The organism is Nocardioides humi, from assembly GCF_006494775.1.
Taxonomy (GTDB): Bacteria; Actinomycetota; Actinomycetes; order Propionibacteriales; family Nocardioidaceae; genus Nocardioides; species Nocardioides humi.
On record NZ_CP041146.1, the window covers coordinates 2,447,343 to 2,459,515 of the forward strand.

Here is a 12,173-nt window from a genome sequence, read left to right on the forward strand (position 1 = left end):
GCCGATTGAAAGGTTTCAATAGCGGATGCCAGGGACATTAGGTGACTGCCGTCACAGGCGTCAAGATGTCTCCCGCAACTTTCTTGAAACGAATCAAGAGCTCGGGCGAAGGGCGCCCGAGGTCCTAAGGTGAGCCCACCAGACAGGAGGGAACCGTGACCACGAGCGAGGTGCACCGGCCCGGTGACACGGCGCGCAGCGTGTCCGTGAAGGACGTCGCGTCGGCCGCCGGCGTCTCGGTCGGCACGGTCTCCAACGTCCTCAACCGGCCCGAGAAGGTCTCCCCCGCCACCCTCGAGCACGTCCAGCAGGTCATCGAGCAGCTCGGCTTCGTCCGCAACGACGCCGCCCGCCAGCTCCGGGCCGGCACGAACCGCGCGATCGGCATGGTCGTGCTCGACGTGCGCAACCCGTTCTTCACCGACGTCGCCCGCGGCGTCGAGCTGCGGCTCGCCGAGCACCGGCGGCCCCTCATCCTCGGCAGCTCCGGCCAGGACGCGGACCGCGAGTCGACGTACCTCGACCTCTTCGAGGAGCAGCGGGTCAGCGGCCTGCTCATCTCCCCCGTCGGCAAGGTGCTGCCCCGCCTGCGGCGGCTGCGGGAGCGCGGCACCGCCGTCGTCGTCGTCGACCGTCGCACGGGCAGCCGGGAGTTCTCCTCCGTCGCCGTCGACGACCTGCGCGGCGGCCGGTTGGCGGCCGCCCACCTGCTGGAGTCCGGGCGCCGCCGGATCGCGTTCCTCGGCGGCCCCCGCGGCCTGACCCAGGTCAAGCACCGTCTCCGCGGGGCGCAGGAGGCCGTCGACGGCGTCACCGGCGCGCGGCTGCGGTTCGTCGAGACCGCCACCATGGACGCCTCCGCCGGGCGGCAGGGCGCCGAGGAGCTGCTCGCCGGCTCCGCCCGGCCCGACGCGATCTTCGCCGCCAACGACCTCATCGCCCTCGGCGTGCTCCAGGCCCTCACCCTCGCCGGCGTCCGGGTCCCCGACGACGTCGCCATCCTCGGGTACGACGACATCGACTTCGCCGCCTCCGCCGCGATCCCGCTCAGCTCGATCCGGCAGCCGCGCGCCGAGATGGGCGAGGTCGCCACCGACCTGCTCCTCGCCACCATCGAGGACCCGCGCAGCCAGGTGCGCGACATCGTGCTCGAGCCGGAGCTCGTCGTACGCCGCTCGACGGAGGGGTGACACCCCAGTCCCCGGCTCTCGGGTCGCCGGCGACATGAGACGACCTTGGGACTGCCGAACACTGTCCAGCGAACACCCGCCGTCCTACGGTCGCAGCACCGGGGGACGTCACGCGACAGGCCGCCACGCGGCCGGACAGGAGCAACAATGGGACTCTTCAACAAGGCGAAGGACGCCATCAACGCCGCGCAGCAGCAGGCTGCCGCGGCCCAGGCCGCTGCCGCGCAGGCGGCTGCGGCGCAGGCGGGTCAGGCGGGCCAGCCCGGCTCTGTGCACGTCGAGGGCGCCGGCTCGATCGACCCGGCCGTGTTCGGCGGCCCCTCCACCCGCTCGGTCGCCGAGGACGACCCGATCTGGGAGCCCATCAACGGCGTCTCCCTGCAGGACTACGCCGACATGGCCCGCGACGCCCAGGCCCGCGGCATCAACGACGAGGCCGGGATGATCACCCTGGCCGAGGAGCGCGGGATCGACCCCGCGGACGCGAAGGCCGCGCTCGACGGCTGGGTCGCGCGGATGGGTCAGTCCCAGGCCGTGGGCCAGCAGTTCCGTCGCTTCCTCGGCTACTGAGGCCGCCCGCCATGGGCCTGTTCGGCGACTGGCAGCGGCTCAACCGCGCCAACAAGGAGTACCTCCGCTCGCAGGGACGGCCGACGTCGTACCTCGGGCAGGTGGCGGACATCCCGAACCAGATGCGGCAGGCGGCCGACGTCAGCGGGCTCGGCCTGCGGATGGCCCGGCACCTCGAGCTCACCAACGGCATCGGGCTGCCCGCGCGCGCCATCGTGCTGTCCGTCCAGCAGGTCGGGACGTACGCCGGCAGCACGCCCGTGCTGCGGGTGCGGGCCCGGATCGAGCCGGACGACGGCACCGAGCCGTACGTCACCGTCAGCGACCAGGTGGTCGCCGGCCTCCATCTCGCGCGACTGCGGCCCGAGGCGGAGCTGGCGGTGATGCTCGACCCGGCGAATCCGGCGGACTTCGCCGTCGACTGGATCCGCACGGGCCGGCTCGGCCCGCCTCCGCCGGGGTCGGTGCCGGGGCCGGGTGCACCCGGCGCGCGTCGTACGACGGAGGGGTGAGGGCCCCTCCGTGCTCGGCGCCGCCGGCCCACACCCAGGGAGCCGGCTCGTCAGTGCGAGCGAGGACGCCAGCGGGGCTTGAGGATCGTGCGCGCCACCTGATCCCTGATCCAGGACCCGGCGCGGTCAGCCGACCAGCCCAGCTCGGACACCATGAATCCGATCCGGTCGCGGGCGAAGTAGTAGAAGACGATGTCGACCACATCATCGTCACTGAGACCATCGGCCACCGCGTCGAGAGCACGCAGCCGCACGGCAATCTGGGTCAGCGCCTGCCGTTGCCGTTCCGTCGCGATCGCGAGCACCTTGGCCGCCTCCTCGTCATGGGGCGCAGTCTGCGAAACCACGCGGGTGACGTCGCCGAACTCCGCATGAATCCCGGCGTAGGCAGCAGCGAGGATCTGTAGAACCTCCCTCGGCGACTCCGCGTCTTCGACCGCGGCGATGACCGCTCGAATGCCGGGACCGGCCGTCCACCGGTCCATGAGGGTGCGAAGCAGGCCCTGCTTGCCGCCGCACTGCGCGTAGACCGTCGCCGGCGAGACCCTGCTGCGCTCAGCGATCTCCTCGACCTTCGTGGCGAAGTATCCCTGCGCCGCGAACAGCTCGCGCGCGGCCTCGACGACCGCCGCCTTGGTGGCGTCGGCGTACTCCTCACGGCGGGAACGGCGGCTGAGCGCGGAGGACTCGACATCGGTCACCCGGACACGCTCTCACGAGGCCTCGGCCCCACTCACCGGCCCCCGTCCCGGAGCGGACGGAAGAACTCCCTGATCTCGGCGACGAGAAGCTCCGGCTCCTCGGCCGGCGCGAAGTGACCTCCGCGCGGCATCTCGGCGTAGCGACGGAGGTCGAAGTAGCCCTCCGCCCACGACCGCGACGGCTTGAACAGCTCCTCCGGGAAGACAGCCACTCCGGTGGGAACGGGGACGCGGGGAGAGACCTCGCTGGTCGGTCTCCACGGGTTGCGGCGCGTCTCGGTGTAGTAGCGCGCAGCGCTTCCGCCACTCGCCGTCACCCAGTAGATCGTGAGCATCGTGCACAGGTCGTCCTTGGAGAACACCGCTTCGATGTCGCCGTCGTTGTCCGCCCAGGCCTGCCGCTTCTCGACCAGCCACGACGCGAGCGCGACGGGCGAGTCGACGAGGGCGTGCCCGATCGTGGCAGGCCGGGTGAACTGCTGCATGGAGTAGCCCGAGCCCCAGAGCTGATGCCGCAGCAGGCGCTCGGCCCACCGCTGCTCCTCCGGCGGGTAGTCGGTGCCCGGCATCGGCCCCGGCTCGAGCCATGGCAACAGGTGAAGGTGCAGGCCGACGACGTGGTCGGGGTACTTGTGACCGAGCTGGGCCGACACGAAGGCTCCCCAGTCGCCGCCCTGGGCCGCGTACCTGCCCACGCCCAGCCGCTCCGTCATCAGCTGGTGCCACAGGTCCGCCGTACGCCAGAAGTTGACGCCGTCCGCCGTCAGCGGTGTGGAGAACCCGTAGCCGGGCAGCGAGGGCACGACCACGTCGAAGGCGTCCGCCGGATCACCACCGTACGCAGCGGGATCGGAGAGGGGCCCGATCACCCTGCGGAGGTCCCAGAAGGTCCACGGCCAGCCGTGAGACATGACCAGGGGCAACGGCTCCGGCCCCACACCGGGCTGCGCGACGAAGTGCACGAGCACGCCGTCGATCGACTCCCGGAAGTGATCGAACGCGTTGATCGCTCGCTCGTGCACGCGCCAGTCGTAGCCTTCCCGCCAGTACTCCAGCAGGTCGGCGAGGTAGCGGTGGTCAGTGCCGTAGGTCCAGTCTCCTGCAGGGAACGTCTGGTCGAGCCGGGCTCTCTCCAGGCGACCCCGCAGGTCGTCGAGCACCCCGTCGGGCACCTCCACGACATACGGCGTCAGGCTCCTCAGGTCCATGCGCACTCCTTCAGCCAGAGCCTCGGTCACTCTTTTCAACTGTTACTTGAATGATTAGAGTCACACTCTAGTGAGGCCGTCAGAGCCGCCGCAACCGAGAGGACGCAGCCATGACCGCGACCCGACCCGAGACAGCCGACGACCTCGTTGCGCGGCTCGACACGCTCTTCCAGGGGCGAGGTGAGGAGCTGTCCGACCCGTACCCGCTCTACCAGGCGATGCGCGAGCACGTGCCGGCCGCCTTCGCGCAGGATGTGCTCGCGGTCTTCCGGTACGACGACGTGGTCGCAGTTCTGCGTGATCCGGCGACCTTCAGCTCGACCCGCATGTCGGGAACCCGGGTCCGCAACCTCCGCGAGCGCACACCCGCCGACCAGGTGCCGCTGCTCATGGACCTGGTCCAGAACGAGTCGCGGATGATGAACCAGGTCGACCAGCCCGACCACACCCGGCTGCGAGCGCTGGCCAACTACGCGTTCACTCCGCGGCGCATCGCGGTGATGCAGGAGCTGGTGCAGGCCCTGGTCGACGAGCTGCTCGACGAGGCGCTCGCCCGCGGCGACGAGGTCGTCGACATCGTCCCCGCTCTCTCCTACCCCCTCCCCTACCAGGTGATCACACGGATGCTCGGCTGTTCGCCCGAGCGCGCCGAGGACGTCCGGCTGTGGAGTGCGGAGATCGGTCGGGCCATCGGCACGGGATACTCGAACATCGCCGAGGCCCATGAGGCGCTCACGGCGTTCCGCGCCTACCTGCAGGAGCTCATCGAGGAGCGCGAGGTCACGCCGCACGACGACCTGCTCGGCGCCCTGGTGAGCGCGGAGACCGAGGGCGTGCGGCTGACCAAGGAAGAGCTGGACGCGATGTTCGTCCTCCTGCTCTTCGCCGGCCATGAGACGACGACGAACCTCATCGGCAACGCGCTCAAGGCGCTGGCAGTCCACCCGCAGCAGCGGCTGGTCATGCTGGAGCGCCCGGAGGACACGACACGGGCGGTCGAGGAGTTCCTCCGCTACTGCAACTCCGTCCATTTCATCCACCGCACAGCCGTGGCCGACACCGTCATCGCGGGCACACCCGTCCAGGCCGGACAGACGGTGCGGTGCATGATCGCCTCCGGCAACCGTGACGCGCGGGTCTTCGACCGCGCTGACGAGCTGGACCTGCTCCGCCCGCGGGACCCGAAGCACATCGGCTTCGGCTACGGCATCCACGTCTGCCTGGGATCGTGGCTGGCGCGGATGGAGATCCAGGTGGCCGTCGAGACGATCGTCCGCCGGTTCCCGGACTACGCGGTCGTCGGCGAGGTGCCGATGCGGCCCAACCTGATGCTCAGCGGACCCGAGCAGCTCCGGCTGCGACTGCGCTGACCGTCGGCAACACGGCTGCAGTGTCCCGTCAGGACACTAGCCCAGCAGTGCCTCCGTCGGATCGCCGAGCACGCGGGCGACGTCGCACAGCACCGCCGATCCCAGCTCGCCGTCCACGAGCCGATGGTCGAAGGAGAGCGCGAGCTGGCTGACCCGGCGGACGACGATCCGGCCCTCGTGCACCCATGGCATCTCCCGGATCGCGCCGAACGCCAGGATCGCCGCCTCACCCGGATTGAGGATGGGCGTGCCGGCATCGACACCCAGGGCGCCGATGTTCGTGATCGTGATCGTCCCTCGCGAGAGCGCGTCGATGCTCGCGCGGCCGGCCCTGGCGCGGGTGATCAGGTCGTCCAGTGCTACGGCGAGATCCCGGAGTCCGAGGCGCTGCGCGTCCTTGATGTTCGGTACCAGCAGTCCTCGTGGCGTGGCGGTGGCGATGCCGAGGTTGACGTAGTCCGCCCGGACGATCTCCTGCGCCGGATCATCCCACCAGGCATTGATGTCCGGGTTCCTCCGGACGGCGACCAGCAGAGCGTGCGCGACCAGGAGCAGCGGGGTCACCCGGACGCCCTCCCAGTCCCTCCGCATGCGGAGGGAGGCGGTCAGCTCGAGGGTCCTCGTCATGTCGACTGCGAGCCACTCGGTCACGTGAGGCGCCGTGAACGCCGAGCTCGTCATCGCCTGGGCGATGCGCTTGCGGACACCTCGGACGGGCTCGCGGTGCTCCGCGGCGACGACGGGTGAGATCGTCGGCTCCGGCTCCGGCATTGCCGACCGGGCACGCAGGTGCCGGCGCCGGGCGGCCATCGGAGCCGGGGCGGTGCCGACCAGCACCAGCGGCGCCTCCTCGGCGCCGGTCTCTGCGGGGTCAGGTCCGGAGGCGGGCCGAGGATCGGGCTCACGTCCCCGAACCGGGTCCGGGGCAGGCGCCGCAGCCGGGGTCGTCGCCGTACCGACGGAGACCAGCGGCATCCCGACGAGGACGGTGTCGCCGGGAGCCGCGTGCAGCTCGACGACAGTGCCGGCGACCGGGCTCGGGAGCTCGACCACCGACTTCGCGGTCTCGATGTCGCACAGGATCGTGTTCACCTCCACGCGATCACCGACCCCGACATGCCACACCACGAGCTCGGCCTCGGTCAGGCCCTCCCGACATCGGGGAGGAGGAAGTCGTACCGCTCGCCCATCATCGGCCTCTCTGGTAGCCGAGCACGCGGTCCACGGCATCGAGGACCCGGTCCACGTCGGGCAGGAACTCGTCCTCGACACGGGCAGGTGGGTAGGGAAGGTCCCACGCGCCGACCCGCAGCACCGGCGCGGCGAGCTCCTCGAAGCACCGCTCCGTCACCGCAGCAGCGATCTCGGCGCCCAGGCCGAGGAAGGTCGACGCCTCGTGGACGACCACCATCCGTCGTGAGCGCCGGGCCGCGGAGACCAACGCGTCGACATCGAGGGGCGACAGCGTCCGGGCATCGAGGACGCCGACCGAGTAGCCGTCCTCGGCAGCGGCCGCCGACGCCGCCAGCGCCGTGCCCACCGACGGTCCGTAGGCGACCAGCGTGCAGTCGTCGCCGACGCGCAGCACCCGCGCGCGGTCGAGGTCGAGACCGGGTTCCGGCCCGACCGGGCCCTTGTCCCAGTAGCGCCGCTTCGGCTCGAAGAAGATCACCGGGTCGTCCAGGTCGATGGCCTGACGGATCATGTGGTGCGCGTCGTGCGGAGTGGCGCAGGCGACCACACGCAGGCCGGCGGTGTGCGCGAAGTAGGCCTCGTTGGACTCGCTGTGGTGCTCGACAGCGCCGATCCCTCCACCGCAGGGGATGCGGATGACGACGGGAAGAGCGAGGCGGCCGCCCGAGCGCGCCCGGAGCTTCGCCAGCTGGCTCACGATCTGGTCGAACGCCGGGTAGACGAAGCCGTCGAACTGGATCTCGCAGACCGGGCGGAAGCCACGCAGCGCAAGGCCGATCGCCGTGCCGACGATGGCGGACTCCGCGAGCGGGGTGTCGACGACCCGGTCGGCGCCGAACTCGCGGGACAGCCCGTCGGTGACCCGGAAGACGCCGCCGAGCACGCCGACGTCCTCCCCGAGGACCACCACCCGGTCGTCGTCCTGCATGGCCCGGCGCAGGCCGGCGTTGATGGCGCCGCCCATGGTCATGGTCTCCGGTGCGACGGCACCGGCATGCGTCGCCGCGGTCACGCCGGGACCTCCTCGAGGCTGCGCAGCATCCGGTGCCGCTCGGCGAGCTCCCGCTCCACATCGAGCCTGGACGCGGCGTACGTGCTCGCGAAGACGTCGTCCAGGTCCGGATCGGGGATCGCGCGACACTCCTCACGGACCCGGAGCGCCAGCTGCTCGGCCTCCGCCTGCACGTCGTCGAAGAAGTCGGCCGGTACGCCGGAGGCACGGAGGATCCGGTCGACCCGGTCGATCGGGTCGCGGGCGGTCCAGTCCGCGACCTCGTCGTCGGACCGGTAGCGCGTGGGATCGTCCGAGCTGCTGTGACCGGCGCGGCGATAGGTCACGGCCTCGACCAGCGCCGGCCCCTTCCCGGCACGGACCAGCTCGGCTGCCGCGGCGGTGACGGCGTGAACGGCGAGCACGTCGTTGCCGTCCACCACGAACGAGGCGATGCCGAACCCGGCGGCCCGTTGGTGCACCGAGGTCCTCATCTGCAGCGCCGCAGGGGTCGAGATGGCCCACTGGTTGTTCTGGCAGAGGAACAGCAACGGCAGGGATGCGGCGGCCGACCAGTTGAGCGCCTCGTTGACATCGCCCTGGCTGGACGCACCGTCCCCGAAGTAGGCCACGACCAGCTCGTCGCTCCCGGCCAGCCGGGCGCCGGCGGCGTACCCCGTGGCGTGGAGTGTCTGGGTGCCGAGAACCAGGGAGTAGAGATGGAAACGACGCTCGGCGACGTCCCAGCCGCCGTGCGTGCATCCGCGCCACTGCGCAAGGAGCTCGCTCGGGCGCACGCCACGATGCAGGGCGACGGCGTGCTCCCGGTAGCTGGGGAACACCATGTCGGTCTGTCTCAGGGCCTGCGCCGACCCGACCTGGGCCGCCTCCTGGCCCCAGGCCATCAGCCACAGGCTGAGCTCGCCCTGCCGCTGGAGGGCGAGTGCCTCGTGGTCCAGCCGGCGTGCGAGGACCATGTCGCGGTAGCAGGTCCGGGCGAGCTCCACGTCGATGCCGTGCCGGGCGCCGTCCTCGGTGACGGACCCGTCGGGACGGACGAACTGCAATGGCTGAGGGCTAGCTGGTCGCGCGACCGGCGGAGGGACGGACATGAGCACTGCTCCTTGCCTGTGGGCACGGGGGTGAGAGGCACGCCCACGGCGATACCGGAGATCGTCCGGTCGCTCGGGTTCGGCGTGGCTCCAGCCTGACGGGGAGCGCCGCGAGCCGGGATCACCCGTTCGGGGACCATCTGCTCACCACCTGACGCGGCGGCCCTCCGCGAACGCCCGTGGCCCCGCCTGGCCCGCCTCCCCGGCCCGCAGCCGGTGCCACTCGGCATCGCTCACCTCGCGACGGGGTCGCTCGAGGAGCCGCTCGCCACCGACGGCGGTGTAGAAGGCACGCTTGAGGGCATGCAGTGCCTCCGGTGAGCGGCTGGCGAGGTCCGCCGCCAGATCGAGTGCTCGCGTCAGCACCTCGGCGCGCGGAGCCACGAGGTTGACCAGGCCGCGCTGCCACGCCTCGCGGGCCGACACCGGCCGGGCGGTGGCCATCCACTCGAACGCGACCTTGGTGCCGACATGCTCGGCGAGACGCACGGTCCCGCCCATGCTCGGGAAGAGACCGTGCCGGATCTCGGTGTAGACCAGCTGGGCGTCCTGGTCCGCGACCACCAGGTCGCACGCGAGCAGCAGCTCGGCTCCCCCGGCGTACGCGGAGCCCGTGACGGCCGCGATGACCGGCTGTGGCACCCAGTGGTTCACCAGGCCGAGGAAGCCCCACTGCTCCTGGCCCTCCGCGTTCGGCGTCCTGCCGGCGGCGACCTCCTTGAGGTCGGCCCCCGAGCAGAACGCTCCGTCGCCGCCGGCGGCCACGACAACAGCCCGAACCTGCTCGTCGGCCGCCGCCTGCTCGAGCGCCTCTCCCATCGCCGTGGCCATCGCACGGTTCACCGCGTTGTGCACCGCGGGGCGGTTCAAGGTCAGGAGCAGCACCGGTCCGCGGCGGTCGAGGAGGAGCGGTGGCTCACCGGTCACGCGCGGAGCTTGTCGGCGAACCAGTCGGCCATGTGGGCGACGGCGTAGGCCTGGTGGTCGTAGCTGCAGTGCAGACGGCCGGCGGCATCGTAGATCTGGACCGTCACGTCGTCCACCGTGAGTGCGTCCACGAACCTGCGAGCGCCCTCGATGTCCATGATCAGGTCCTGCGTCCCGTGCATGACGTAGACGGGCACGTCGATCTTGTCGGCGACACCGTCGAGGGTGAACCTGGCCAGCTTCTCCCTGGCCTCCGCGTCGTCACGGGAGCCGGTCAGCCACTGCAGCTGCGCCTGGAGCGGCGGGTACCACTCGTAGAAGTCGGTGAGGATGCTCCAGGTCCCGCACCATGCGGCGACCGCCTTGACCCGCGGCTCGAAGGCCGCGACGCGTGGGGCGTAGTAGCCACCCAGGCTCACGCCCGCGACACCGATACGGTCCATGTCGACGTCCGGGAAGGTCTGCAGGTGGTCCAGCACCGCCGCGGCCGGCACCTCGTAGTCATGACGGCTGTAGATCTGCTTGAACCGCAGTGAGCTGCCCCGGCCCGGGGTGTCGACGAGCACGAGGTTCATGTCACGTGCCGGGAACTGGCTGCCTCCGAGGAAGTAGAGCTCCTCCGCCCAGGAGTCGGCCCCGCCGAGGAAGAGCACCGTGGACCGACGCCTGCCCGACGTGTCCGGACGCACGAGATAGCCGTCCAGGGTCTGACCGTTCTCGTACGGGACATGGATGCGCTCGATCCTGCCGCCCTGGTGGCCCGCCGCGTCCTGGAAGCATCGGGTGCCCTCCGTGTACGCCTCGACCCGACTCTCGTGGTCGGACGGGAGGAAGAACTCCGAGTGCCGCCAGTAGCTGCCCGCGCGGAACAGTGCCGCCGCACCCGTCACGACGTGGCCCGCGTCGATCTGGTCCCGCCCGTGCCGGGCCAGGTCGACGGCCGTCTGCCGCCACTCGCGATGCCAGACGTCGTCATCGGTGCTGTCCCCGATCCGCGCTGCGGTCCGCGCGCACTCGAAGAGGTCGGCACCGCCGACGGGCACCTGCGCCAGGAGGCGCATCGTCTGCAGGGACCAGTCCTCGTGCTGCGGGAAGAGCTCGATGAGCTGGAGTTCGTCGGTCACGTGCCGGCCTTTCTCGAAGGATGGGAGCACCACCCTCTCCGGGGCGGCCCTCGGGTCGCAGGACCCCTTCGGGTACTTCCCGCCGGGCCCGGACGCCGGGCGCTCAGAGGCCGTCGAGGTCGGCCCACGCCGTTCCGGCGGCGATCGCCGCGCGGTGGGCCACCAGCCGCTTGGCGGAGTTCACACAGAGGGCACCGACCAGCCGGTCGGCGGTGCCGTAGACGACCTCCAGCCGGCCGTCGGCGGCATTCAAGACCTTCGCCCGGTCCGCGCCCTCCGTGCTCCCGACGAACCGCAGGTTGGCCGACCACTGGTCCGACCACACGAACGGTACGGCGGCGTACGGCTCGGGATGACCGAGCAGCGTCGCGGCCGCGTGCCAGCCCTGCTCCGCCGCCGTCGTCCAGTGCTCGACACGCAGATGTCGGCCGTACAGCTCGTGGCGCCAGCGCGCCACGTCGCCGGCGGCGACGACTCCGGGTGCCGACGTGCGCAGGGTCGCGTCGCAGACGACGCCGGCGTCGACATCGAGCCCACTGCCCGCCAGCCAGTCCGTCGCGGGGGCCACGCCCACCCCGGCCACGACCGCGTCGGCGAGGATCGATCCACCATCAGTGGTCTCCACCCGGACCGCGCCGGGCTTGCCGTGCACCTCGGAGACACGGGCGCCACAGCGAAGGTCCACACCGTGTGCGGCGTGGAGCTCGGCGACCCACGCACCGGCCTCGGAGCCGAGGTGACGGTAGAGCGGCACCGGGTCGTTCTCGAGAACGACGACCTCGACCCCCCGTGCCCGGGCCGCCGCGGCGATCTCGAGCCCGATGAACCCCGCACCGACGATGCACAGCCGGCGGGAGCCGATCACCGCGTCGTGGACCGCCGCGAAGTCGTCGACCGTCCGAAGCATGTGCACCAGGGGCGAGGATGCGACCGGACCGGAACGGCGAGGCGCAGCCCCGGTCGCGATCACCAGGCCGTCGTACGACATCGTCGCCTGCCCGACCCTCAGCTCGCGGCGTACCGGGTCGAGCGCGGAGGCGGGCGTGCCGAGCAGGAGCTCGATGCCCCGCTCCTCGTACCACGCCCGGTCGTGCAGCTCCGTCGCCGCGAGGCTCCCCGACTGGAGTGCCTGCTTGGAGAGCGGCGGCCGGTCGTAGGGCAGGTGGGTCTCGGCGCCGACCAGCGTCAGCCGCCCGGCGAAGCCGAGGTCTCGGAGGCGCTCGACCGCACGCACTGCGGCGATCGAGCCTCCGACCACGATGACACGGTCCACG

12 protein-coding genes are annotated in these 12,173 nt (G+C 71.3%); 4 read left to right on the forward strand and 8 right to left on the reverse strand.

All coding sequences use genetic code 11. The features are described 5' to 3' along the window. The first annotated feature begins 155 nt into the window (after positions 1 to 155). The 3 genes from FIV44_RS12005 to FIV44_RS12015 all read left to right on the forward strand — a co-directional run bounded on the left by FIV44_RS12005 (position 156) and on the right by FIV44_RS12015 (position 2,272). Complete coding sequence (locus tag FIV44_RS12005; protein ID WP_246086929.1) at positions 156 to 1,190, forward strand: LacI family DNA-binding transcriptional regulator; 1,035 nt, start codon at positions 156 to 158, stop codon at positions 1,188 to 1,190. Between the two features lie 147 nt (positions 1,191 to 1,337). Then, positions 1,338 to 1,760 (forward strand): hypothetical protein, encoded by a 423-nt coding sequence (locus FIV44_RS12010; protein ID WP_141004635.1) that lies wholly within the window; start codon positions 1,338 to 1,340, stop codon positions 1,758 to 1,760. Positions 1,761 to 1,771: 11 nt separating this feature from the next. Then, positions 1,772 to 2,272, forward strand: a complete 501-nt coding sequence (locus FIV44_RS12015) for a hypothetical protein (RefSeq protein WP_141004636.1) — start codon at positions 1,772 to 1,774, stop codon at positions 2,270 to 2,272. Between the two features lie 50 nt (positions 2,273 to 2,322). On the opposite strand, the gene FIV44_RS12020 is transcribed toward FIV44_RS12015, so the two are convergent. Next, a complete protein-coding gene (locus FIV44_RS12020) occupies positions 2,323 to 2,973 on the reverse strand; it encodes a TetR/AcrR family transcriptional regulator (RefSeq protein ID WP_141004637.1) in 651 nt (216 codons plus the stop codon). Positions 2,974 to 3,005: 32 nt separating this feature from the next. Next, positions 3,006 to 4,181 carry an epoxide hydrolase family protein gene (locus tag FIV44_RS12025; RefSeq protein ID WP_141004638.1) on the reverse strand — a complete coding sequence of 392 codons (1,176 nt, stop codon included), beginning with the start codon at positions 4,179 to 4,181 and terminating at the stop codon, positions 3,006 to 3,008. A 110-nt stretch (positions 4,182 to 4,291) separates the two neighbouring features. Between FIV44_RS12025 and FIV44_RS12030 the strand changes: the two genes are divergently transcribed. Next, positions 4,292 to 5,551 (forward strand): cytochrome P450, encoded by a 1,260-nt coding sequence (locus FIV44_RS12030; RefSeq protein WP_141004639.1) that lies wholly within the window; start codon positions 4,292 to 4,294, stop codon positions 5,549 to 5,551. Between the two features lie 36 nt (positions 5,552 to 5,587). Here FIV44_RS12030 and FIV44_RS12035 read toward each other — a convergent pair whose 3' ends face one another. The 6 genes from FIV44_RS12035 to FIV44_RS12060 all read right to left on the reverse strand — a co-directional run bounded on the left by FIV44_RS12035 (position 5,588) and on the right by FIV44_RS12060 (position 12,172). Beyond that, complete coding sequence (locus FIV44_RS12035; protein WP_246086930.1) at positions 5,588 to 6,643, reverse strand: dihydrolipoamide acetyltransferase family protein; 1,056 nt, start codon at positions 6,641 to 6,643, stop codon at positions 5,588 to 5,590. Between the two features lie 97 nt (positions 6,644 to 6,740). After that, complete coding sequence (locus FIV44_RS12040) at positions 6,741 to 7,715, reverse strand: alpha-ketoacid dehydrogenase subunit beta (protein ID WP_141007846.1); 975 nt, start codon at positions 7,713 to 7,715, stop codon at positions 6,741 to 6,743. Positions 7,716 to 7,753: 38 nt separating this feature from the next. Beyond that, entirely contained in the window at positions 7,754 to 8,803 is a 1,050-nt protein-coding gene (locus FIV44_RS12045; protein ID WP_219996410.1) for a thiamine pyrophosphate-dependent enzyme, read from the reverse strand. 189 nt (positions 8,804 to 8,992) lie between these two features. Next, complete coding sequence (locus FIV44_RS12050; protein WP_181411125.1) at positions 8,993 to 9,775, reverse strand: enoyl-CoA hydratase/isomerase family protein; 783 nt, start codon at positions 9,773 to 9,775, stop codon at positions 8,993 to 8,995. After that, a complete protein-coding gene (locus tag FIV44_RS12055; RefSeq protein WP_141004643.1) occupies positions 9,772 to 10,899 on the reverse strand; it encodes an alpha/beta hydrolase family protein in 1,128 nt (375 codons plus the stop codon). The genes FIV44_RS12050 and FIV44_RS12055 overlap by 4 nt, the downstream gene beginning before the upstream one ends. A 103-nt stretch (positions 10,900 to 11,002) precedes the next feature. Further along, a complete protein-coding gene (locus FIV44_RS12060) occupies positions 11,003 to 12,172 on the reverse strand; it encodes an NAD(P)/FAD-dependent oxidoreductase (RefSeq protein WP_141004644.1) in 1,170 nt (389 codons plus the stop codon). Between the last annotated feature and the right edge of the window lies 1 nt (position 12,173).

Bases quoted from the DNA above. Each gene is read 5' to 3' on its own strand.
- FIV44_RS12010 (WP_141004635.1), top strand. From the start codon at position 1,338: ATGGGACTCTTCAACAAGGCGAAGGACGCCATCAACGCCGCGCAGCAG.
- FIV44_RS12015 (WP_141004636.1), top strand. From the start codon at position 1,772: ATGGGCCTGTTCGGCGACTGGCAGCGGCTCAACCGCGCCAACAAGGAG.
- FIV44_RS12025 (WP_141004638.1), bottom strand. From the start codon at position 4,181: ATGGACCTGAGGAGCCTGACGCCGTATGTCGTGGAGGTGCCCGACGGG.
- FIV44_RS12030 (WP_141004639.1), top strand. From the start codon at position 4,292: ATGACCGCGACCCGACCCGAGACAGCCGACGACCTCGTTGCGCGGCTC.
- FIV44_RS12040 (WP_141007846.1), bottom strand. From the start codon at position 7,715: ATGACCATGGGCGGCGCCATCAACGCCGGCCTGCGCCGGGCCATGCAG.